This is a genomic window from Haloferax marinisediminis (genome assembly GCF_009674585.1).
GTDB lineage: Archaea > Halobacteriota > Halobacteria > Halobacteriales > Haloferacaceae > Haloferax > Haloferax marinisediminis.
This window is the reverse complement of the sequence record NZ_WKJP01000001.1, coordinates 2304189-2324341: the sequence shown is the minus strand read 5'-3', so window position 1 is coordinate 2324341 and position 20153 is coordinate 2304189. Positions and strand designations below refer to the sequence as shown.

At 59.5% G+C, this 20153-nt stretch carries 21 protein-coding genes; 11 read left to right on the top strand and 10 right to left on the bottom strand.

The features are described from left to right. Positions 1 to 10 precede the first annotated feature (10 nt). On the bottom strand, positions 11 to 808 hold the full coding sequence (locus tag GJR98_RS12055; protein WP_151138793.1) for an RIO1 family regulatory kinase/ATPase domain-containing protein: 798 nt from the start codon (positions 806 to 808) through the stop codon (positions 11 to 13). Between the two features lie 39 nt (positions 809 to 847). Further along, positions 848 to 1285 carry a universal stress protein gene (locus GJR98_RS12050; RefSeq protein WP_151138791.1) on the bottom strand — a complete coding sequence of 146 codons (438 nt, stop codon included), beginning with the start codon at positions 1283 to 1285 and terminating at the stop codon, positions 848 to 850. 117 nt (positions 1286 to 1402) lie between these two features. Between GJR98_RS12050 and GJR98_RS12045 the strand changes: the two genes are divergently transcribed. Next, complete coding sequence (locus GJR98_RS12045; protein WP_151138789.1) at positions 1403 to 2545, top strand: acyl-CoA dehydrogenase family protein; 1143 nt, start codon at positions 1403 to 1405, stop codon at positions 2543 to 2545. A 73-nt stretch (positions 2546 to 2618) separates the two neighbouring features. Here GJR98_RS12045 and GJR98_RS12040 read toward each other — a convergent pair whose 3' ends face one another. Next, positions 2619 to 3068, bottom strand: a complete 450-nt coding sequence (locus GJR98_RS12040) for a FlaD/FlaE family flagellar protein (protein ID WP_151138787.1) — start codon at positions 3066 to 3068, stop codon at positions 2619 to 2621. Between the two features lie 320 nt (positions 3069 to 3388). Between GJR98_RS12040 and GJR98_RS12035 the strand changes: the two genes are divergently transcribed. Then, positions 3389 to 5485 (top strand): histidine kinase N-terminal 7TM domain-containing protein, encoded by a 2097-nt coding sequence (locus GJR98_RS12035; RefSeq protein ID WP_151138785.1) that lies wholly within the window; start codon positions 3389 to 3391, stop codon positions 5483 to 5485. A gap of 129 nt (positions 5486 to 5614) precedes the next feature. Here the strand turns inward: GJR98_RS12035 and GJR98_RS12030 are convergent, their stop codons facing one another. The 6 genes from GJR98_RS12030 to GJR98_RS12005 form a co-directional block, all read right to left on the bottom strand. Continuing rightward, a complete protein-coding gene (locus GJR98_RS12030; protein WP_225316398.1) occupies positions 5615 to 6787 on the bottom strand; it encodes a hypothetical protein in 1173 nt (390 codons plus the stop codon). Between the two features lie 107 nt (positions 6788 to 6894). Then, positions 6895 to 7398, bottom strand: a complete 504-nt coding sequence (locus tag GJR98_RS12025) for a FlaD/FlaE family flagellar protein (protein WP_151138783.1) — start codon at positions 7396 to 7398, stop codon at positions 6895 to 6897. A 217-nt stretch (positions 7399 to 7615) separates the two neighbouring features. Continuing rightward, a complete protein-coding gene (locus GJR98_RS12020) occupies positions 7616 to 8128 on the bottom strand; it encodes a chemotaxis protein CheD (protein WP_151138781.1) in 513 nt (170 codons plus the stop codon). 24 nt (positions 8129 to 8152) lie between these two features. Beyond that, positions 8153 to 9337: a chemotaxis protein CheC gene (locus GJR98_RS12015; protein ID WP_151138779.1), complete on the bottom strand. Its 1185-nt coding sequence runs from the start codon at positions 9335 to 9337 to the stop codon at positions 8153 to 8155. Beyond that, positions 9334 to 9702 (bottom strand): chemotaxis protein CheY, encoded by a 369-nt coding sequence (gene cheY / locus GJR98_RS12010; RefSeq protein ID WP_151138777.1) that lies wholly within the window; start codon positions 9700 to 9702, stop codon positions 9334 to 9336. Before cheY ends, GJR98_RS12015 begins: the two co-directional genes overlap by 4 nt. A 124-nt stretch (positions 9703 to 9826) precedes the next feature. Beyond that, positions 9827 to 10528, bottom strand: a complete 702-nt coding sequence (locus GJR98_RS12005) for a DUF7500 family protein (RefSeq protein WP_151138775.1) — start codon at positions 10526 to 10528, stop codon at positions 9827 to 9829. Positions 10529 to 10669: 141 nt separating this feature from the next. On the opposite strand from GJR98_RS12005, the gene GJR98_RS12000 reads away from it, so the two are divergent. From GJR98_RS12000 to GJR98_RS11990, 3 genes are all read left to right on the top strand, one after another. After that, positions 10670 to 11008, top strand: coding sequence for an ArsR/SmtB family transcription factor (locus tag GJR98_RS12000; RefSeq protein ID WP_151138773.1), 339 nt, complete (start codon positions 10670 to 10672; stop codon positions 11006 to 11008). 205 nt (positions 11009 to 11213) lie between these two features. Beyond that, positions 11214 to 11885: an archaellin/type IV pilin N-terminal domain-containing protein gene (locus GJR98_RS11995; RefSeq protein ID WP_151138771.1), complete on the top strand. Its 672-nt coding sequence runs from the start codon at positions 11214 to 11216 to the stop codon at positions 11883 to 11885. A gap of 11 nt (positions 11886 to 11896) precedes the next feature. After that, entirely contained in the window at positions 11897 to 12505 is a 609-nt protein-coding gene (locus GJR98_RS11990) for an archaellin/type IV pilin N-terminal domain-containing protein (RefSeq protein WP_151138769.1), read from the top strand. A gap of 145 nt (positions 12506 to 12650) precedes the next feature. Here the strand turns inward: GJR98_RS11990 and GJR98_RS11985 are convergent, their stop codons facing one another. After that, positions 12651 to 13391, bottom strand: coding sequence for an RAD55 family ATPase (locus GJR98_RS11985; RefSeq protein WP_151138767.1), 741 nt, complete (start codon positions 13389 to 13391; stop codon positions 12651 to 12653). 309 nt (positions 13392 to 13700) lie between these two features. Here GJR98_RS11985 and GJR98_RS11980 point away from each other — a divergent pair, with 309 nt between their 5' ends. From GJR98_RS11980 to flaJ, 6 genes are read left to right on the top strand one after another with little or no spacing between them, the layout of a single operon-like run. Further along, a complete protein-coding gene (locus GJR98_RS11980; protein WP_191965489.1) occupies positions 13701 to 15104 on the top strand; it encodes a flagella accessory protein C in 1404 nt (467 codons plus the stop codon). Then, on the top strand, positions 15088 to 15513 hold the full coding sequence (locus GJR98_RS11975) for a fla cluster protein FlaF (protein WP_151138765.1): 426 nt from the start codon (positions 15088 to 15090) through the stop codon (positions 15511 to 15513). Before GJR98_RS11980 ends, GJR98_RS11975 begins: the two co-directional genes overlap by 17 nt. After that, the gene (locus tag GJR98_RS11970) at positions 15514 to 15972 is read left to right on the top strand and encodes a flagellar protein G (protein ID WP_151138763.1); all 459 of its coding nucleotides are present in this window, start codon (positions 15514 to 15516) and stop codon (positions 15970 to 15972) included. Continuing rightward, positions 15969 to 16712 (top strand): ATPase domain-containing protein, encoded by a 744-nt coding sequence (locus GJR98_RS11965; RefSeq protein WP_151109208.1) that lies wholly within the window; start codon positions 15969 to 15971, stop codon positions 16710 to 16712. The genes GJR98_RS11970 and GJR98_RS11965 overlap by 4 nt, the downstream gene beginning before the upstream one ends. Continuing rightward, positions 16713 to 18377: a type II/IV secretion system ATPase subunit gene (locus tag GJR98_RS11960; protein WP_151138761.1), complete on the top strand. Its 1665-nt coding sequence runs from the start codon at positions 16713 to 16715 to the stop codon at positions 18375 to 18377. A 4-nt stretch (positions 18378 to 18381) separates the two neighbouring features. After that, positions 18382 to 20124 carry an archaellar assembly protein FlaJ gene (gene flaJ / locus GJR98_RS11955; RefSeq protein WP_151138759.1) on the top strand — a complete coding sequence of 581 codons (1743 nt, stop codon included), beginning with the start codon at positions 18382 to 18384 and terminating at the stop codon, positions 20122 to 20124. Positions 20125 to 20153 lie beyond the last annotated feature (29 nt).

The following is a 20153-nucleotide window of genomic DNA, read 5'->3' as shown; positions in this document are numbered from 1 at the left end:
CCGACAGTCGCTATGTCGCCTGTTTCTCGATTTCGCCTTTGAGCGCCGCAGCGTCGAAGTCGTGGTCGGGACGGATGTTGACGAAGTCGAGGAAATCGACGGCGTCGAGGAGTTCCTGCGGTTCGTACACCGCTGCTGCGGCGTCGACGGCGACTTTCGCCCCTGCGAGTGGTTCGAGGGCGGCCAACGCACACGCGAGGTCGTACGAGCGGGCGTCGTGCATTCCCTCGTCGTTGACGTTGGTCGCGTCGATGAAGTAGATACCATCGTCGCGGACGAGGACGTTCTCGGCCCGAAGGTCGCCGTGGGCGAGGTGGTTGTCGTGCATCTCGTGGAGGGCCCCAAAGAGGTCCGGCGCGAGTGAGACGACTTCCGCACGCGGGGCCGAATCGAGCGTGTGGAAGTCCGGAAGATACTCCAAGACGAGGACGCCAAGTCCCTCGACTTCGAACGCTTCGACAGGTGCGGGGGCGTTCAGGCCAATCTCACGCAGGTGCTTCGTCGCTTCCAGTTCGTGTTGGGCCATCTCGAGTGGCGTCCCGAAGTGTTCGAAGAAGCCTTCGGTCCCGCTGGAGAACGCACCGAGATTCCGACCGGTCGTAAACAGGGCGTGGACGAGTGAGTTCTGCCGAGAGATGACCTTCACGAACCACTCGTCGTCGACGACCATCGGGGTAGAGAGCCAGTTGTCTGCTTCGAGAAAGCGGACGTGGAGGGTCTCGCGGTCGTATCGGTGCTTCAGTTCGCGGACGACGGCCTCGAGACGAGGCCATCCGACACGGCCGCGGACGAGCCGACGGAGGTCCATAACCCCTCGTATGACGAGGGATGGCTTAACGTCGTGGGCTCATTCCGATTCCTGTCTGACAGTCAACACAGGAACGGGTGAACTTCGGACGACACGCTCGGCGACGCTCCCGATGAGGTAGCGGTCGAGGCCGCTCCGCCCGTGAGTTCCCATCACGACGAGGTCGATGTCGTCTCGGTTGGCGAACTCGAGAATCTCACTTTCCGGAGTGCCCTCCGTGACGGTCGCCTCGACGTCGACGCCGGCGGCCCGTAATCTACTGCCGACCCGTTCGAGGACTTCCTGTCCACTGTCGTGTAGTGCGTCCCGGACTCGTGTGGGAGAGACTGCGGGCGCAGCGTGGGCGACGTCGCGGACGTCGGCGACGTACAGCACGTGAACCGTCGCGTCGTACTTCTGGGCGTGGTCCAGTGCGTGGTCCAGTGCGGCGTCTGCACACTCGCTTCCGTCGGTGGGAAACAGGATGTGAGAGTACATACGAGTCGGTCGTCTCTGAGAACTGAAAGAACCGCCCGGACGTTCCCACACAGTGGGAGCCGAGAATCTTCATGGTCGTTCGATTGGTTTATGTCCTGTTCGGCGATAGTTGCTCTCATGGACTTCGACCTTCCGGCCGAACACCGGATGATTCGTGACACCGTCCGTGAGTTCTGCGAAGAGGAGATTGCTCCCATCGCACAGGATATCGAGGACGAACACCGGTTCCCGGCCGAGATATTCGACCAGTTGGCCGAACTGGACGTGATGGGTATCCCCATCGACGAGACGTACGGTGGTCTCGGCGGCGACCAGTTGATGTACTCGCTCGTGGTCGAGGAACTCGGTCGTGTCTCGGGCGGCATCGGCCTGTCGTACGCAGCACACGTCAGTCTCGCGTCGAAGCCACTCGACCTGTTCGGGACCGAAGAACAGAAAGAGACGTGGCTTCGCCCACTCGCGACGGGCGAACACATGGGTGCGTGGGCACTGACCGAAACGGGTTCCGGCAGTGACGCGAGCGACATGGACACAGTCGCCGAGAAAGACGGCGATGGCTACGTCATCAACGGAACGAAGCAGTTCATCACCAACGCGAACGTCGCCGGGTCGGTGCTGGTGAAAGCCGTCACCAACCCCGGTGCGGGATACGACGGCATCTCGACGTTCATCGTCGACCCGAAGAACGACGACGGATTCGAGGTGACGACGGTGTGGGACAAGATGGGCCTCAACTGTTCGCCGACGTGTGAACTCTCCTTCGACGACTGCTGGGTTCCCGAGGACCGACTCCTCGGCGAAGAAGGCGAGGGCTGGAAACAGACCATGAAGACGCTCGACGGTGGTCGTATCTCGATTGCGGCGCTCTCGGTCGGTCTCGCACAGGGAGCCTACGACCACGCCAAGGAGTACGCCGGGCAGCGCGAACAGTTCGGGCAGCCGATTTCGAAGTTCGACGCAATCCGCGACAAACTCGTCTCGATGTATCGCAAGACCGAGCGGGCGCGTCTCCTCACTCACAAGTCGGCGACGATGTACGACGCTGGCCACCGGGTCAGCAAGGAGTCCGCACTGGCAAAGCTCGACGCTTCAGAAGCAGCACGAGAAGTTGCCGAAGACGCAGTCCAGGTCCTCGGTGGATACGGATACACGACTGATTTCGCACCGCAGCGATTCTACCGCGACGCGAAGTTGATGGAGATTGGCGAAGGGACGAGCGAGATTCAACACCTCGTCATCGGTCGCCAACTCGGACTCTGAGACCACGGACTGGTCGCACTCAGGGACTGTTCGCACTCACGACTCGACCGTCGTTCCCGAAAATGGAATCTATTCAGTCGTCGTCATCGTCCATCGACGCGAGTCGGACGATGTACGAGAAACTCTCGAGGTGGTCTTCTTCTGTCGGCGCGTCTTCGAACTCTGACGGCGCAGAAAACGAGACGATTCGCTCGTGAATGGTCTTGTGAGCGTCGTAGCCGACCCACCCCATTCTCCGGTAGTACGAAACCATCAACAGTGCACCGCGGCCGCCTAATCGCTCGACGAGGTGGACACACCAATCGAGGAGGACCTTCTCTGCGCGTGGGGTTCGCGGAATCGATTCTAGGTACGCCTGTCCGTCTGCGGTCACCATCGCAGTCGTCGTGAGGAGTCGCTCGTAGACGGTTTCGCGCCAGGTTTGGCTCTCCAGTTCGTCGACCCAATCGAACGACGCGTCGCTCCGCTCGTCGGCCGTGTGGCGGCCGCCTGAAACGTCGTCGTGTTCTGGGTCGAGCACCATCTATCCGTGGTTGTGTATCCATCCGGATTAAGCGTTCGGGCCGGTGGACCGAGCGTGACAGGTAGGTACTAGCAGTCGGTGAGGCGACCCTTTCCGAGTGTGCCCATTTCAACTCTGATACCGAAGCGTAACTACGAGCAGAAATCTGGGCATATTCGATAGCAGGATTCGATATAATCGAGTACTCATTTACCAAGTCTGATAACCGGCACGAACGGCTTAAGTCACACACCCGTGTCACGAGTACTGTCGAACCGATGTGATATCCATCGGGAACGAACGGACGGACGAGAGCTACACATGTACACCACACTGAATTCATGACGAGCGTCGGCCTGTCGCCGTACGTGTACGCCCTGTTCGCCGCTGGCGTCCTCGCAAGTGTGGTTACAGTCATCGTCTTGGGGCGATTTCGCCTCTACTCTCGTCGCGTCCGGATACCGTTCGCACTCCTCTCTCTTTCCGGAGCAATCTGGGCCACTGCGTACGGATTCTCTCTTCTCGCGTCGACCGCCGGTGCTGCACGGTTCTACCTCGACATCGCGTGGGTGAGTTCCACGCTGGTGCCGACAGCGTGGTTCATCTTCAGCATCGTCTACGCCGGCGAGCGGCAAACTCTCAGCCGGCGGGTCGTCGCGCTGGTTACCGTCGAACCAGCGGTCACGATTGCACTCACGATGACGAACCAGTTCCACGGCCTCTTCGTCTCCCCGACGATACTCCGGACAGGGTTCGCAGAGAGTCTTTCTGTCGGGGGAAGCCCGCTATTCGTCCTCCACATCGTCTACACGGCGGGCATCGTGTTCGCCGGGCTGAGCATCCTCGCAAAGACTGCACTCAGTAGCAGTGGCGTCCATAGACGGCAAGCGACACTCCTCTCGATGATGGGTGGAATCCCCATCGCGTCGTTTGGGACGACGCTGTTTTGGCGGCAGGTGTCTCCGCTCGACCCCACACCCGCCTCGTTTGCAGTCAGTTCGGCCATCGTCCTCTGGGCACTCCTTCGGTACCGACTGTTCGACATCACGCCGATTGCCCGAAATGCGATTCTTTCGGAGATGCGTGATGCAGTCGTCGTACTGGACGACCACGACCGGATAATCGAGTCGAACGGTGCGGCGGCCGACCTCCTCGTCTGTCCTGAGGGCGAGTGTATCGGACGACCAGTTCTCGACGTCGTTCGACAGCCGTCTGCTGTGAAAGCGGTCCTCGACGGCCGTGACCGTGTCGAGACGACCATCGAGGACGAGCGTTCACGACGGTATTTCGAGATTCGGTGCAGCCCTGTGGGAGAACAGACGGGCAATCGTGCACGACTCCTCGTCTTCCACGACGTAACCGACCGACGCCAGACCGAAGAGGAGTTCCGCGCGCTCATCGAGAACTCCAGAGACGTGATTACGGTGCTCGACGAATCGGGCGTCCGCAAGTATACGAGCCCGTCGATGGCCGACGTTCTCGGATACGACCCCGAGTCGCTCGTCGGTGAGCACGTACTAGACCTCGTTCACCCCGACGACAGAGACACCGTCGAACGTCGGTTGGTGGATGCAATCTGTGGTGACGAACCGGTTCGGTCCGAGTTCAGGGTTCGCCACAAAAACGGAACGTGGTGTCGCTTCGAGACGGTTGGGGTCAACCTCCTCGACGACCCCGCTGTGGATGGAATCGTGCTGAACTCTCGTGACGTGACCAATCGGCACCGGTACGAACAGCGGCTCAGAGTTCTCAACCGTGTGCTTCGCCACGACCTTCGAAACGACATGAACGTCATCCTCGGGCACGCAGACCTCTTGCTCGACGAACGCATCCCTGTGGAGTCGAAAGACCACGCGCGGACGATCAAGCGAAAAGCACGCTCACTCGTCGAACTCAGTGAACAGACCCGGAACATCGATACGACACTCAACCGCAAATCTGAGGGACTCACCCCGGTCGAAATCGTCGCCCGAATCGAGAGCCACCTCGATACCATCGAGTCGGAATACCCTCAGGCCATCGTCCATCGCACCCTCCCGGACGAACAGTGGGTGTACGCCGACGAACTCGTCGAGTCGGGACTCAAGAATCTCATCGACAACGCGCTCGAACACAACGACCGAATCTTACCCGAGGTCGGTGTCAGCATCGAAGCGACACCCGTGTCGGACGACTTCGTCGAGATTCGGATTACCGACAACGGGCCGGGTATCCCCCAGGCCGAACTGTCCGTCCTCGAATCGGGGACGGAGACGCCGTTGCAACACATCAGCGGCCTCGGTCTGTGGTTGGTCCACTGGATTATCGACCGTTCGAACGGTCATCTCCGCTTTACGGAGAACGAACCGAGAGGAACTGTCGCAATCGTCCGACTCCAACAGTTGGACAAGTCGGCCAGGAGCAGTGTGCGTGCGACCACCGAGACGCAGACTGACTGAGTGAGTGTGTGACTGACTGACTGACTGACGAACTGGCTCGACAGACTAGACCGGCTCGACGACGGAATCCCGAAGAACTCATTCGTGAGCGAGGCTGCTGAAACGACTTCTGAAAAACCAGACCGGCGCTCAGTGTGTGGATGCGAGACGGTCGGCGATACGAAACGCACCTTCCGCGGCGGCGAGGTCGGGGTCGTCGGCGGTGACGACGGTCACACTGCGGTCGAGTTCCTCGCTCAGTCGACTCGCTAACTCGTCGGTGAGGCCGGGAATACAGGCCATCCCGCCGGTGACGACGAGTGGTCGTGTGAGGGAGAGTTGGTACGACCGCATGTGTTCGGTTGCCAGTCGTGAGAAGAACCCGGCGGTGAGTTCGTCGACGACGTCGTCGAGGTACGTCTCGAGTGGACCCATCACGCCCGCTTCGACGGTGAACTCGTGTTCGGCATCGTCGGAGTGGCTGACCACGTCGGTGAACGGTTCGAACGAGTCGAAGTCTGCGTGTGTCTCTTTGTAGCCACGCGCAACGACCGGGGAGAGTTCGACGCGTCCGTCCGTCTCTGCGGCGATGGCATCGACGATGGCGTGGTCGACGGTGTCGCCAGTCGCAGCAGTGGATGAAAACGGAGAGAGTTGTTCGCCGCGTCGATATGCGCACGCTTCGAGCGTCGTCGCCCCAAGGTTGATGGCGGCGAATATCTGCTCCATTGCGGCGAGGTCGTCGCTCAGGGCGGGAATCGACCCACAGAGTGACTCGGGGTATCCACGGGCGAGTACGTCACCGATATCGCTCGCTTTGACGAGGGTGGAGAGGTTTGCGAGACCGACTTCGTCGTCGACCATCGGGATGGCGTAGACGACGGCGCTGTGTTCGGGCAGGTCGTGGGCCGTACAGAGTTCGTGGAAGAACTGTTCTGTCAGCTCTGCTCGTGCTGCATCGCCCGGAAGCCCCGAACTGAGAACGTACGTCGTCTGGTCGGGGTACTGCGTCTCGGCTTCCTCACCGGAGGCGAGATAGTCATCGCTTTCCGATTCGTCGGAGACGGCGAGACACGAACGTGTTCGAATCGTCTCGCGCTTGCCGTCGTCCCTGCGGAAGACGACGACGGTTCTGTCACTGCCGAGTTTGACGCCGATTGGAGTCGGGGTCGGTTCGTTGTCGGACGTGGCTGAAGTGTCGACGCCGTCAGAAACCGACAGGTCGCTCTCTGACTTGGGTGGTGTCGAGTCGTCGGAGCCGTCGGGTTGCTGTGCGTCGGTGCATCCGTTAGCGACCGCTGCGTCGACAGCATTGTTTGCCATACGTTACCACCTGTGTCGGGGTTCGAAGGGTATGTCGAAGGAGTCAGTCATGATGGGTAAACTCGTTTACACAAGGAGAGACCGATATCGAGACCGGAACGCCGTCGTTAGACCATCGACGAGAGCCGGGCGACGTAGACGAGGCTCAGGAGGTGGTCGTCGACGTCGAGGTCCGTCGGTTCTTCGACCGCTGCCGAGAAACCGAGCAAGTAGTCCCGAAGGGTCTGTTCGACGTCAGCGGTGAGCCAGTCGACCGTTTGATAATAGCGAAGTGCGTCCATCGCCCGCTTGAATCCGCCCTTGAGTACGAGGAACTCGAGCCAATCGAAGACGACGCGTTCGGCGCCGTACTTGTCGGGGAGTGACCGAAGATACGGTTTCTCGACACCGTCCTCGTCGTCTCCGCGTGACTGGTGGACAAGTAAGTGTTCGAGCTGGCTCGAACGCAGGGCCTCCGAGGCTGGCTGGTGACTTCGGTCGAACAGCGGATTGTTGAAGCGGAACGGGCTTCGGTCCTCGAACCGAGAGTCTCCGTTTCGTCGCTGTTGTGGCGAGTCACGGGCGATGCGTCGAATTTCGTCAGGGTCGTAGTCGTCCGGGTCCAAGTACATAGGTCACCTCGTGGTAGACGGTACGACTTTCCCAAGTCCCCCGACCTGGGTTGGTAGCGAAGAACGCTACGTGAGATGTCACACGCGACTATCGTACCGTTTCGGTGAGAGAATTCGAAGCAGGTGTCATAAATCTACCCGAGCTGTTATCAACGATGATAATGGATTATTACGAACCAGCTGTCGGAACGGTTCTGGTGACTGGAAAACGTGACCGTTAGAGAATTTTATCGCCAGCGTTCGCGCTCCGGATTCGGAGGTCTCCGGTCGCTGCATCGAGTTCTAAGGACCGGCCGTGGTCACCACCGACGTCCATCGCGACGACGTCGACGCCCAGTTGTTCGAGCGTCTTTCGCGCCGTGTCGACGTTTCGCTCTCCGATACTTCCCATTCCGTTGGTCGACGTAAAATCGAACATCTTGCTTCCACCAGCGAGTTTCGCCACGATTCGGTCGGGGTTGGCACCAGCGTCCTGCATCTCCGAGAAGAGCGACTCGATACCGGTGTCGGCGTACTTCGCTGGGTTACTAGCGCTCGAGTCCGATTCTGGAAGCATCGCGTGAGCGAGACCGGAGACGCCCGTGTCGGGGTCGTAGAGTGCGACGCCGATACAGGACCCAAGTCCGCTCGTCGTCAACGTATTCCCGTCGCTGTCGACGGCGAAATCTGCGATACCGACTTTGACTCTGCCAGACGTCGCGGTGGGGGTGTCCGTGGTGTACACTTGCATTTCTGGGGTGCCTCCAAGACTGGGTCAGGCCGCGGGGGAGAGTTGTTCGAGCGCCTTCCGTAACTCCGTCTCGTCCGGGAGTGCGTAGATATCGCAGGTGAACTCGTCGTCGTTCGTCCGGATGGTCGAGTCGATGAGGAACGCGTACTCCTGCGACTGTGCGAGGTCGGTTGCGAGTGGGTCGATGATAGCCGACCCGATGTCGTGGACGTGATTCGGTGGCGAGATTTCGATCGTGGTTTCGAGCGCGTTCGCCCACCCATCGAGGAACCCCGAGGTGACGATGTTTCCAATCTCTTGGATTGCACTCTGTCGCATCGCTTCGTCGGCCTCCATACCCGGGAGCAGCGAACTCGCGATGTTCTCGGCAGAGGGTTCGTCGAAGAGAATCGCGATGTAGCCGCTCGGCGTTCCGGAGAACTCCAAGACGACACCGCGGCGAACCCCGTCCGTCAGCGACATGGGGACGCCCTCGATCGGGACGAAACTCAATCGACTCACTTCGACGGCAGTCTCGATGCCAGTCATCGCGCTGATGTCGTCTGACGCCTGATTCGCCCCGTCACAGATCATCTCGGAGAACGCGGCGAACGATTCGACCGGGAGTGCGCCGTCGTCACCACTGGCATCGACGATGGTGCCGATAGAACGAGGCGACGGGACCATGTACAGGTCGAACCCGACTGCGTCGTCTGCTGCTTCGAGTTGGTTCCGGAAGACGAGAATGCGCTCGTCGTCTTCGTGTTCGAAGCCCTCGGTCTCCACGCCTTCGAGTGGCCCCGAACTCCCGTCGGCGATGTACGTCGGGGTTGTGATGTCGATCGACGTGTCGAGGTAGTCGGCCCATCCGTCGATGAATCCACCGAGCATGATGTTGGCGACTTCCTTCAGACTGCTCGCGGCGAGTTCGCCATCGGCGTCAGTCGGGTCGATTTCTGGCATCAGTGCCTCGACGATGCGTTCGGCGGACGCCGGTGAAAACGCCAACACCGTGCGGCCGTCTAAGCCACCGCTGAATCCAATCTCGACGCTCACGAGGTCACGTTCGTTGAGCTCGTTTTCGACGTCTGCCTTCGTTCCCAGTTCGACTTTCGTGACGTTGACGTACGTGTCGATGCCGGCGAGGGTAGTCAACGACCCCGCCGCCTTCTCAGCGCCCGAGTGGGCGAGGCGGCTAAACGTGCGGAGCGACCGTACGTCGAGATTCATGCCTCTGCCTGAATGACGTCGGCGATCGCCTGGAGGACGTTCGGTTTCTGGAACGGTTTCGTGATGTAGCCATCCGCTCCGGCCTCGACAGCCTCACGCATCTTTTCTTCCTGTCCGACCGACGTACACATGATGACCGATGCACCGGGGTCTTGCGACTTGATTTCGGACGTTGCTTCGATGCCGTTTCGAATCGGCATGACGACGTCCATTGTGACGACGTCGGGGTCGAGTTCTCGGTAGAGTTCGACCGCCTCGACGCCATTTTCCGCCTCACCGACGACTTCGTGTTCGTCCTCTAGGAGTTGCTTGAGGAGGTTCCGCATGAACGCAGAGTCGTCCACGACCAGTACCTTGCTTGCCATACGTCGAAATTTCCAAAAATCAGCGTATAAAGCCTTCCACCCCATTATCAAGGCTGATACGGATAGGCGACAGTGTACCTGTTCGAGCGACGAACAGAGAACGAACGCTCACAGAGAGGGAGTTTCAGCGACGACTCCGCGGCGGGAACGACGCACCTGACTCCTCGACAGCGTCGAGGAGGTTGCCTATCGAGTCGTCTCGACCGAGTCCGTGAGACGCTGCGAGTGCTGCGACTGCACGACCCGGGTATGTGACCTGAACCTCAGAAGCCAAGAGCAGAATTCCAAGCACCTCGTCGGTGGGAGTTTCGCCACTCCCGACAGCGTTCGCGTACCAGTTCACCATCGAGTGGAAGACGTCGGTCACGTCGTTCGAGACGCTCTCGTGCCGTTCGACGTTTCCATCGACCAACGCCGTCGCAACGACCGCGTGGTCTGCCCGAATCGACCCGACACGCTCGGCGAGGAGCCGTCGTGCGAGAATCGCTCGCTTCCGTGGGTCCCGGGGGAGGACGACTTCTGGCCGGTCGTCGGTCTGGTCGGTCTGGTCGGTCTGGTCGGTCTGGTCGGTCTGGTCGGTCTGGTCGGTTTCTCCACCCTCGTCACCGCTGGTCTCCTCGGTGTCATCTGGGGAGTTCTGCGGTTCGGCTTCGTCTTCGTCGTCTGTCGAGAAATCTTCCGGACTCGGCGGTGTCCCACCGGTCGTGATGACGTAGCGCCCGGATTCGATTTGGGCGACCCGCTCGTCGTGGCTGATATCGAGGTCGTCAGTGTCGACCACGCCCTGTGCTCGTGGTCGACGCCTTGGACGCTCGTCGTCGTCCATCGCCGGATGCTCGGAGTGGCGATATATAATTCCATCGTCCGGACGAAGAACGGAACTTGTGTTTACAGTACTACAATTGAGAACGTGCCAACTCGGCAACCAACATATTAACAAGCCGTGCGAACCGAGTGAATTCCATCTATGGAGTCTGACAGGACCCTCTCTGCACTGGGAAACGAATACAACCCTGACATCCTCCGCGCCGCCGAAGAGCCACACTCGGCACAGGAGTTTAGCGAGATGTTGGATATCCCCATCGCAACCTGTTATCGCCGAATCGAGGAACTGACGGCAGCCGGGCTTCTTGAACTTCACGACAGAGTCCTCTCGGACGAACACCGCCGGACCAACGTGTATCGGCGTGAAGTCGACGAAATCGTCGTCCGGTTCGAAAGCGACGACTACACTGTGAGTGTGACCGAGCGCCCAGAGGTCAAGAACAAACTCGACGACGTCTGGCGCAAGATCGCACAAGACTGACCCTATTCGGCTCCGTACTCTTCTCCTCTGCTTTCTGAACTGTTCGAGTTTCTACCCTCGCGTGAGCGCCCGAAGTATTCTCTGTAATTGCGCTACCGCACTTCGATATCAGAATTGATATTGAGGGCCGTATCGTTATGTACACCCTACTCAAGTGAACAGTCGAAGGTCGCCGCTCGCCAGAGTGCGGCCCCCACGACAACCCATGTTCGAAAACATAACTGAAGACCGGGGTCAGGTCGGTATCGGGACCCTCATCGTCTTCATCGCGATGGTTTTGGTCGCCGCAATCGCGGCGGGTGTCCTCGTCAATACTGCTGGCTTCTTGCAGGCCACAGCACAGGACGCAGGACAGGAAAGTGTAGACAAAGTCACCAACCGCCTCGACGTCGTGTCGACACACGGAATGGTCAACGACAGTGGTAGCGGGCTGGCTGTCGACAGCATCAACCTCACCGTTCGCCTCGCAGCAGGTTCTGGCAGTGTTAGTTTGGAAGATACTAGCATCAAGTACCTGAGTGGCGAGACCGCACGAAACCTCGTCTACAACAACGAGACTGATGCGACTGGGGACACGCTCAGAAACGTCAGTGCCTTTTCGGGCGGTGCTGCTGGTGAAGGTCTCAACCGGACTGAATTCACAGCCCACAAGCTCGACGACGGCGGCGACACCTCGTTCCCTGTCCTGAACAACCAGGCAGACCGCTACGAGATCATCATCAACGCGTCGGTGATCGAGGAGAACGGCGAAGGTATCTCCACCGGTGAGACGGTGAAGCTCGAGATTACGAGTCGCTCGGGTGGCTCGACACAGGTCATCCTGACGATGCCGCAGCAACTCGCTGGGAAGCAGAACAACAACCCGGTGGCTCTGTAGGAGTGATTACAATGTTCGATAAACTCAACAACGAAGATCGCGGTCAGGTCGGTATCGGTACGCTCATCGTCTTCATTGCGATGGTTCTCGTCGCTGCGATCGCGGCGGGCGTCCTCGTGAACACGGCAGGATTCCTGCAGGCGACGGCTGAAGACGCCGGGCAGCAAAGCGTGAACAAAGTGACGAACCGTGTCGAAGTGCTGAACACCCACGGTACGGTGGGCGGCAACGAAGACATCGCCAACATCACGATGACGGTCCGTCTCGCCGCGGGGTCGGACGCAGTCGACATGAACGAGACGTCGATCAAGTACCTCAGTGAAACCGAGGTGACGACGTTGACGAACAGTACGACTGCAGAGACGTACGCGACGGCAACCTCGTTCAACCTCACCGAAGTCACTGACGACGACAACTCCTTCGGTGTCCTCAACAGCATGAACGACCGCTACGAGGTCAAGATCAACAGTTCCGCGATCGAGACGAACACCGGCGGCCTCTCCACTGGTGAAACCGTCAACCTCGAGATTACGAGCCGTACCGGTGGTACGACGCAGGTCATCCTGACGATGCCGCAGCAACTCGCTGGGAAATCCGAAGGCGAACCGGTCGAACTGTAACCACGGCCACGAGCGGTTTTTACTTTATTTTACGTCCCACTGAGCGGCGGCGCTCGATGATGACTCTCAAAGCGTGTCAGTCGTCTCTGTGTGATTCAACGTCACTGGACTCGGGGTAAAGCGAAATAAAAACGAACGCCAGTCGTTATTCGGTCTCTTCGCCGAACCACGGCGGGGACTCGCCGACCATCGAAAAGCCCGCCGCTTGCTCGTAGATTTTGATTCCGCCGTGTGCAATCTCCAGCGGGAACATGGAGTTCTTGATGCTCTGTTTGCGCATCTTAGCGACCCAGATGTATCGGTTGCTCGTCGCGCCGGCGGGACTCTGGATGAGGTAGATGTTCCCGTCGGTGAGGAAGTTCTCGAGACCGATATCCGTCTCGGGGAAGATTGCGGATTGCTCTGTCGTCAACAGCGACGTGAGGCCGCTGTCTTTCAGGATGTCGATGAACTTCAGGAGATACTGTCGTTGTTCCTTCTCGTCGTCGAAGAAGAGTTGGAACATCGTGAGTGAGTCGAGGACGAGTCGGTCGTAGTTGGTATCCTGTAAGTCGTCGAGGATGCGGTCGAGCGTCGAAGAGAAGTCTCCGTCACGGAGGAGCGTTCGCTTGTCGTAGACTTTGATATCTCCCGATTCGACGTACTCGTGCCACCGGTCGAATCCGATGGACTCTGCCGCTTCCCGAATGTCGTCTTCGGCCTCTTCGAACGTGAGATACAACCCACCTTCGTCGAACTGGTCGACGCCGTTGTAGAGGTACTGCAGCCCGAGAATACTCTTTCCTGTCCCCGGGTTGCCGCTGATGAGCACTGCGGCGTCCTTTACGATACCGCCGTTCAGGATGGAATCGAGTCCTTCGACACCGGTCTTGACTAGTTCTGTCATAATTTGATTGAGACGAGTGCTGACTGTCGAACGACCATCTGTTCCCCCGCCGGATAATTCTTCTTACCGGCGCTACGCCTCCATCAGACTTTTATTATGTGGCTGGGATATTGAAATTCTCTCCTGCCTGAATATCTCTTCTGATAACGGGACGGGAACTTTCTTGTATCGACTTACGTACCTTGCACTAATGTTACCTGCTCCCTCGGGTCTGTCGGCCGTCCCCGGCCGGTCCGACGACCTGGTGGGTGACAGGCAGCCACTCGGGGAGAACACGCCACACGCAGTGTGGAGGTGTCCGCCCCGAGCATGATGGAACGGATGAACGACACGGAGACTGCCGACGCCGGGGACGATGCTGAAACGGAAGACCAACATATGTCATCAGACGATGGACTTGGATTCGAGGAGGGGATAGACGATCTCTCCGACGAGTTTGGTGACTTCGGCGACGACCTCGACGACGGATTCGACGACGGTGGATTCGGCGGATTCGACGACGGAAACAACGAGGAACTCGCAGAGCTCGAGGACCGAGTCGGAGAACTCGAGAACGAAGTGAGCGCCATCTCGTCAGGGATGAACACCGTCCGCGAAGAGAACAAACAGATCGGCGAGACGGTCGAAGAGCTCGAAGATACGATTCGAAAACTGCTCGACATCTACGAGATGGTCACCCGCGGTATCAACCCGTTCGTCGACGACGCCCGTGAGATGGGCGGCCTCGACGGTGGTGGCTCTTTCGGGCTCTTCGAAGCGGAAGCAGAAGACGAAGAGCACCTCGACCCCGAAGTGGCGAGTGCAGACGCAGAGTCGTTCTTCGACGACGACTTCGGCGAACTCGACGCCGAGACTGGCGAGAAAGAAGCCGAACTCGCGGCCGAAGACGAACTCACCGACGCAGAGCGTCAGAGTCCGGCAGATACACTCGACGACGGGTTCGAAGAGAACGACGATTCGGGCGCTGGAACGGCCGGTGGCGCGAGCTTCGACGACCTCAAGCAAGAGTACGAGGAGTCCGGTGGCTGGGACGACGACGAAGACGACGGCGCTGACCTCGACGAGGTCGAATCAGAAGCCGAGTTCGACGAACCAGTCGTCTCTGACGACGACGGTGACACGCCGCCGACCGACGAGCAGGTCGAACCCGAGGTCACTGCCGAAGAGCTAACCGACGAATCCGACTCCGTGTCTGGCGACGACCACGACGACATCGAACAGACCCTCGACGAACTGGAAGCAGAGTACGCCTCTGCGGCGATGGCAAAAGAGGAGTTGGGCGCCAGTTCGGACGAGGACGACGAACCGACCGAGTCCGTGGAAGCAGCCGACCCGGTAGACGAACCGTTCGAGGCCGCCGTGGTGGAGTCGAACGCGTATCTCACACAGTTACCCGCGAGCTACGTCGCCGAAGTGCTCGTCATCGAATGGGCCGAACACCTCGTCTCGGTCGGCGGTGCGCTCGGTGCCTCACGCGCACTCCGCCAGTACCGCGAACAGGAGTGGATTTCGCGTCCCGTCGAGAACGAACTGAACGCGCACGTCGGACAGATCGCCGCGGCGATAGACACCGAAGACGACACGGAACTACGCATCGAGGACCACCAGACGAGTCTGGCTTACGTCAGCAGACTCGCCGACGGCGTTCCTGCCGGACGACTGTTCGAAGAGGTACTCGCCTACGGAGGGGAAATCGATGGGATTCGGTGTTAGTGGTTCGACCGCAATCATCTTCTTGGGCGTCCTCATCGCGACAGGGACGTTCTACACAGCGACGTCTCACGCGGCAGAGAACCTCGTCGAGGCGCGAGACGCCGACGCGGAGTTGGCCCTCGAACGACAGAACACCGCGATCTCTCTCACGAACGCGACCTACGACACGGGAACGCTCACTGTGAACGTCACGAACACTGGTGCCGAAACGCTGGCAGTCGACGAGACGACGTTACTCGTCGACAACAACTTCACGGCACCCGACACCACGAGCGTCGACGGCAGTCAGGCGACAAACCTGTGGCATCCCGGTGGGACGCTCTCCATAGACGTGGCAGAGCCGAGCGCACCGACCCGTGTCAAACTCGTCACTGGGAACGGCGTCGCTGCGACGGGAGTTGTGAGCTAAATGGCTGACATCTCCGTGCCGAGTCTCATCCTGTTTATCGCCAGCATCGTCGTCGCTGCCGGTGTCTCCGGCGTACTTATCGACACGGTCACTGGAATCAGCAGTTCGGTCGACGAACGTGGCGGTGACGTGAGTTCAGAGATCCGAACGGATATCGAAGTCATCAGCGACCCGGAAGGCGGCGTCTACGACACCGGGAGTGACACCCTGTCCGTGTACGTCAAAAACACCGGGTTACGGACGCTCCCAGCGACGGCCAGTGGGTTCGATCTCATCGTCGATGCACAGTACCAATCCCAGTCAGACGTGACCGTGACCGTCGAAGACGGCACCGAGTGGCGTCCAAGCAACGTCGTTCGACTGGATATCACCAACCTCAGCCTCTCGCAGTCCGCCGACCATCGACTGAAAGTCGTCGTCGACGGTGACGAAGAGGTGTTCGAATTCTACGTACCATGAGCAGTCAATACTCTCTCGGATTATCGGGGCACGACCGTCTCGAAAAGGAACTCGGTGGCGGCATGCCGAAGGGCGCAATCGTCCTGATAGAAGGCGACTACGGCGCCGGAAAGAGCGTGCTCTCGCAGCGATTCAGCTACGGGTTCTGTCAGGAAGACACCGTCACGACGCTCGTCTCGACGGAGTTGGGCGTCCGTGGCTTCCTCGACCAGATGCACTCGTTGTCGTACGACGTCGTCAAACACCTGTTGAACGAAGAAATCCTGTTCTTACAGGCCGAAATCGACAGCAGTGGCGCACTCTCCGGCGGTCAACAGGAGCGAAAGCAACTCCTCCGCCGGTTGATGGACGCAGAGACGCTCTGGGACGCAGACGTCATCATCATCGACACGTTCGACGCCATCCTCCGCAACGACCCGCAGTTCGAAGCACTGGTTCGACAGAACGAAGAGCGACAGGCGGCCCTCGAAATCATCTCGTTCTTCCGTGAGTTGACGACGAAGGGTAAGACCATCATCCTCACCGTCGACCCGTCGTCGGTCGACGAAGGCTCGATCGGACCGTTCCGGTCGATTGCCGACGTCTACTTCGAACTCGAGATGGTCGAGGTCGGAAACGACGTCCGTCGGAACATTTTCGTGAAGCGATTCGCGGGGATGGGCCAACAGGTCGGTGACCGCGTCGGCTTCTCCGTCCGGTCAGGAATCGGGCTCGTCATCGAGTCGAGGAGCGTGGCATAGATGGCGACCGAACACGGCTCTGCCAGACTCTCGGACGACCTCAAGCGCCTCGCCATGAAGTGGCCGCACCTGCGGGACCACCTCAAGCGGTTCCGACAGATTACGGGTGAGTTTCCGATGCTCGTCGACGAACCCGGCGACTACGAGTCGCGTCGTCCGAACATCCTCTACCATCTCGGTGGCCCCGTGTTCTGCCAAATCTACGGCAACTTCGGTGAGACGACCAAGTACTACGTCATCGAACCGGAGATGGACGACGACGAACTCGAGGTGTTCGCTCGGGTGAAAGACAAACTGCTCGAACGCAGTGTCTCCAAGCCGGCACCCGAAGAGAGTGCCGACTACGAAGAGCGAATCGAAGAGCTCCTCGAAGAAATCGTCCGTATCGAAGGCGAAGACCACGGGCCACTCGAATCGGTGGCGAAACGACTCGACGTCGCTGGTATCGAAGTCTCGCAGGTGACCTACGACAAAATCGAGTACCGATTGGTCCGCGACATCGTCGGTCTCGGCCCGCTCGAACCGATTATGCGCGACCCGGAGAACGAAGACATTCACGTCATCGGCCCCCGACAGGTCGACGTTGACCACGGGACGTTCGGGTTGTTGGAGACGAGCGTCGAGTTCGACAGCAAAGAACAGTTCGACAACTGGCTTCGCAACATGGGTGAGCGCATCGGTGACCCCGTCTCCGACGCCCACCCCATCGTCGACTCGACGCTCCCAGACGGGTCGCGTATCAACATCATCTACTCCGACGACGTGTCGCTGAAAGGGTCGTCGCTCACGATTCGTCAGGGTGACGATGTTCCGCTCTCCATCCTGCAGATTACGAAGTGGGGGACGGTCTCACCCGAACTCGCGGCGTACCTCTGGATTGCACTGGAGAACGAACGGACCGTGTTCGTCGTCGGGGAGACGGCGTCGGGCAAGACCACGACGCTCAACGCCATTCTCTCGTTCATCCCACAGGATTCGAAGATTTACACCGCAGAGGACACCGCCGAAGTGTTGCCACCGCACGATACGTGGCAGCAACTCCTCACGCGTGAAGGGCGTGGCTCTGACTCCGAAGTCGACATGTTCGACCTCGTTGCGGCGGCGCTTCGTTCCCGTCCCGACTACATCATCGTCGGGGAGGTTCGTGGCGAGGAAGGCCGCATGGCGTTCCAGGCAGCACAGACCGGTCACCCGGTCATGCTCACGTTCCACGCATCCGACATCGTCTCGATGATTCAGCGGTTCACGGGCGACCCCATCAACGTCCCCGAGACGTTCATGTCGAACTGTGACATCGCGCTGTTCCAGAACCGCGTGAAGCGTGGCAACGACATCCTCCGACGCGTGACGAGTGTCCAAGAGATAGAGGGGTACTCGAAGGAGATGGGCGGTGTCGTCACTCGTGAGGTGTTCTACTGGGACCCCGTCAACGACGAGATCGTGTTCCAGGGGATGAACAACTCGTTCATCATGGAACAGAAAGTCGCGACGCTCCTCGGGTACGACGACACGCGGAAGATTTACGACGACATCAAGTTCCGGGCAGAGCTCATCCGCCGTGCGATACAGGAGAACGTCCTCGGCTACCACGAAGTGAACGAACTCATCGAGGACTACTACCGAGACGGCACCGAGGGACTGCCGTTCGACATGGCGAGGGTGTAACCAGATGGCCGGGGAAACGAACGCGTCGGTGCAAGCGGTTCAGGTTCGAGACTTCGTCAGCGACGTCGTCGAGTCGTACGAGAAGATGCCGATGGACCTCTCGCGGTACCTCGTGTTCGTGCTTGGACCCGGTATCGTGGCGTTTCTCCTCTCTATCGCCGGTGCAATCGCACTTCCTCTCCCCATCCTCGTCCGCATCCCCGTGTTCATGCTCGGGGCGCTGCTCCTCGGGGGTGCAGTCCTCTACCCGCGTCTCCTCGTCGAACAGACCCGGCGAAGCCTCGAAAACCAGATTCACCTGCTCATCACGCATATGACGGTGCTTTCGACGACGAACATCGACCGCGTCGCCGTCTTCCGCACGCTCGCGCGTGAAGAAGAATACGGTGAGTTGGCGACGGAGATGAACCGCATCGTCCAACTGGTCGACGCGTGGAATCAGTCGCTCGACGACGCCTGTGTCCGACGCGCACGCGAGGTGCCGTCGAAACCGCTCTCAGACTTCCTCGACAGACTCGCGTACGCCATCAACGCCGGTCAGAGCATCGACGACTTCCTGCTCGGTGAGCAGAACGCGATGATTCAGAAATACATCACCGTCTACGAGAGCGCCCTCGGGAACCTCGAGGTGATGAAAGACCTCTACCTCTCGATGATTCTCTCGATGACGTTCGCTATCATCAACGCCATCGTGCTTCCCATCCTCACCGGGACGGACGCGACGATGACGATTGGTGCAGTCATCGTGCTCTTCGTCTTCGTCCAGCTGGGCTTTTACTTCGTCATCCGGACGATGTCCCCACACGACCCCCTGTGGTACCACCAGCGAGACTACCGAACGAAAGCCGACCGCCAGATCGACATCACCCTGTACGGTGCTGTCGGCCTCTCTATCGCCATGGTGTTCGTCCTCGCGATGGGAACGTTCAATCTGACCATCGTCGGCGAAATCGTCCGCCCAATCATGGTCGACCTGCCGGTTCCGCTCCTCATCTCGACCCCACTGACGCCGCTGGCCGTCCCGGGTATCGTCGCCCGGCGTCACGAGAAGCAAATCGGCGAACGCGACGACGAGTACCCCGGATTCATCCGTGCGCTCGGGGCGTCCGAGACGGCAAAGCAGAGTACGACGACGGCCGTGTTGGAGACGCTCCGGAAGAAAGACTTCGGGGTTCTCTCTCGTGAAATCGGCCGTCTGCACACCAGACTTCGGATGCGTCTCGACCCCGACCGGTCGTGGTTCTTCTTCACCGCCGAGTCGAACTCCTACCTCATCCAGAAGTTCAGTGAGATGTACAACGTCGGCCGGTCGATGGGTGGGAAGCCGAAACTCCTCGGTGAACTCATCAGTCGGAACATGAACGAGATTATCAAACTCCGTCGGCAGCGCAAGCAGTCGACGATTACGCTCATCGGTGTCCTCTACGGCATCACGGCGTCTGCGTCGTTCGCGTTCTTCATCGGCCTCGAAGTCGTCGAGATTCTCGCGTCGTTTTCGACGCAGATGAACCTCGACAGCCTCCAGTTCGGGACGCTCATCTACGCAGGCGTCTACGACGTGCCGTTCATCGAGTACATGCTCACCCTCATCATCCTGTTCAACGCCCTCCTCTCTTCGCTCATGATTCGGATGGTCGACGGCGGCCACAAGGCGAACGCGTACCTCCACTTCGTGGCGCTCGTCTGGGTCGGGTCGCTCATGGCAGTCGCCACCTCGTCGCTCGCAGGAGCGCTGATCAGCATATGACGGACGAACCAACACAGCCACCAACGTCG

Bases quoted from the DNA above. Each gene is read 5' to 3' on its own strand.
- GJR98_RS11980 (WP_191965489.1), top strand. From the start codon at position 13,701: ATGATGGAACGGATGAACGACACGGAGACTGCCGACGCCGGGGACGAT.
- GJR98_RS12035 (WP_151138785.1), top strand. From the start codon at position 3,389: ATGACGAGCGTCGGCCTGTCGCCGTACGTGTACGCCCTGTTCGCCGCT.
- GJR98_RS11965 (WP_151109208.1), top strand. From the start codon at position 15,969: ATGAGCAGTCAATACTCTCTCGGATTATCGGGGCACGACCGTCTCGAA.
- GJR98_RS11985 (WP_151138767.1), bottom strand. From the start codon at position 13,391: ATGACAGAACTAGTCAAGACCGGTGTCGAAGGACTCGATTCCATCCTG.
- GJR98_RS12005 (WP_151138775.1), bottom strand. From the start codon at position 10,528: ATGGACGACGACGAGCGTCCAAGGCGTCGACCACGAGCACAGGGCGTG.
- flaJ (WP_151138759.1), top strand. From the start codon at position 18,382: ATGGCCGGGGAAACGAACGCGTCGGTGCAAGCGGTTCAGGTTCGAGAC.
- GJR98_RS11970 (WP_151138763.1), top strand. From the start codon at position 15,514: ATGGCTGACATCTCCGTGCCGAGTCTCATCCTGTTTATCGCCAGCATC.
- GJR98_RS12015 (WP_151138779.1), bottom strand. From the start codon at position 9,337: ATGAATCTCGACGTACGGTCGCTCCGCACGTTTAGCCGCCTCGCCCAC.
- GJR98_RS12055 (WP_151138793.1), bottom strand. From the start codon at position 808: ATGGACCTCCGTCGGCTCGTCCGCGGCCGTGTCGGATGGCCTCGTCTC.
- GJR98_RS11990 (WP_151138769.1), top strand. From the start codon at position 11,897: ATGTTCGATAAACTCAACAACGAAGATCGCGGTCAGGTCGGTATCGGT.
- GJR98_RS12000 (WP_151138773.1), top strand. From the start codon at position 10,670: ATGGAGTCTGACAGGACCCTCTCTGCACTGGGAAACGAATACAACCCT.
- cheY (WP_151138777.1), bottom strand. From the start codon at position 9,702: ATGGCAAGCAAGGTACTGGTCGTGGACGACTCTGCGTTCATGCGGAAC.
- GJR98_RS12020 (WP_151138781.1), bottom strand. From the start codon at position 8,128: ATGCAAGTGTACACCACGGACACCCCCACCGCGACGTCTGGCAGAGTC.
- GJR98_RS12030 (WP_225316398.1), bottom strand. From the start codon at position 6,787: ATGGCAAACAATGCTGTCGACGCAGCGGTCGCTAACGGATGCACCGAC.
- GJR98_RS11995 (WP_151138771.1), top strand. From the start codon at position 11,214: ATGTTCGAAAACATAACTGAAGACCGGGGTCAGGTCGGTATCGGGACC.
- GJR98_RS11960 (WP_151138761.1), top strand. From the start codon at position 16,713: ATGGCGACCGAACACGGCTCTGCCAGACTCTCGGACGACCTCAAGCGC.
- GJR98_RS12025 (WP_151138783.1), bottom strand. From the start codon at position 7,398: ATGTACTTGGACCCGGACGACTACGACCCTGACGAAATTCGACGCATC.
- GJR98_RS12045 (WP_151138789.1), top strand. From the start codon at position 1,403: ATGGACTTCGACCTTCCGGCCGAACACCGGATGATTCGTGACACCGTC.
- GJR98_RS11975 (WP_151138765.1), top strand. From the start codon at position 15,088: ATGGGATTCGGTGTTAGTGGTTCGACCGCAATCATCTTCTTGGGCGTC.
- GJR98_RS12050 (WP_151138791.1), bottom strand. From the start codon at position 1,285: ATGTACTCTCACATCCTGTTTCCCACCGACGGAAGCGAGTGTGCAGAC.
- GJR98_RS12040 (WP_151138787.1), bottom strand. From the start codon at position 3,068: ATGGTGCTCGACCCAGAACACGACGACGTTTCAGGCGGCCGCCACACG.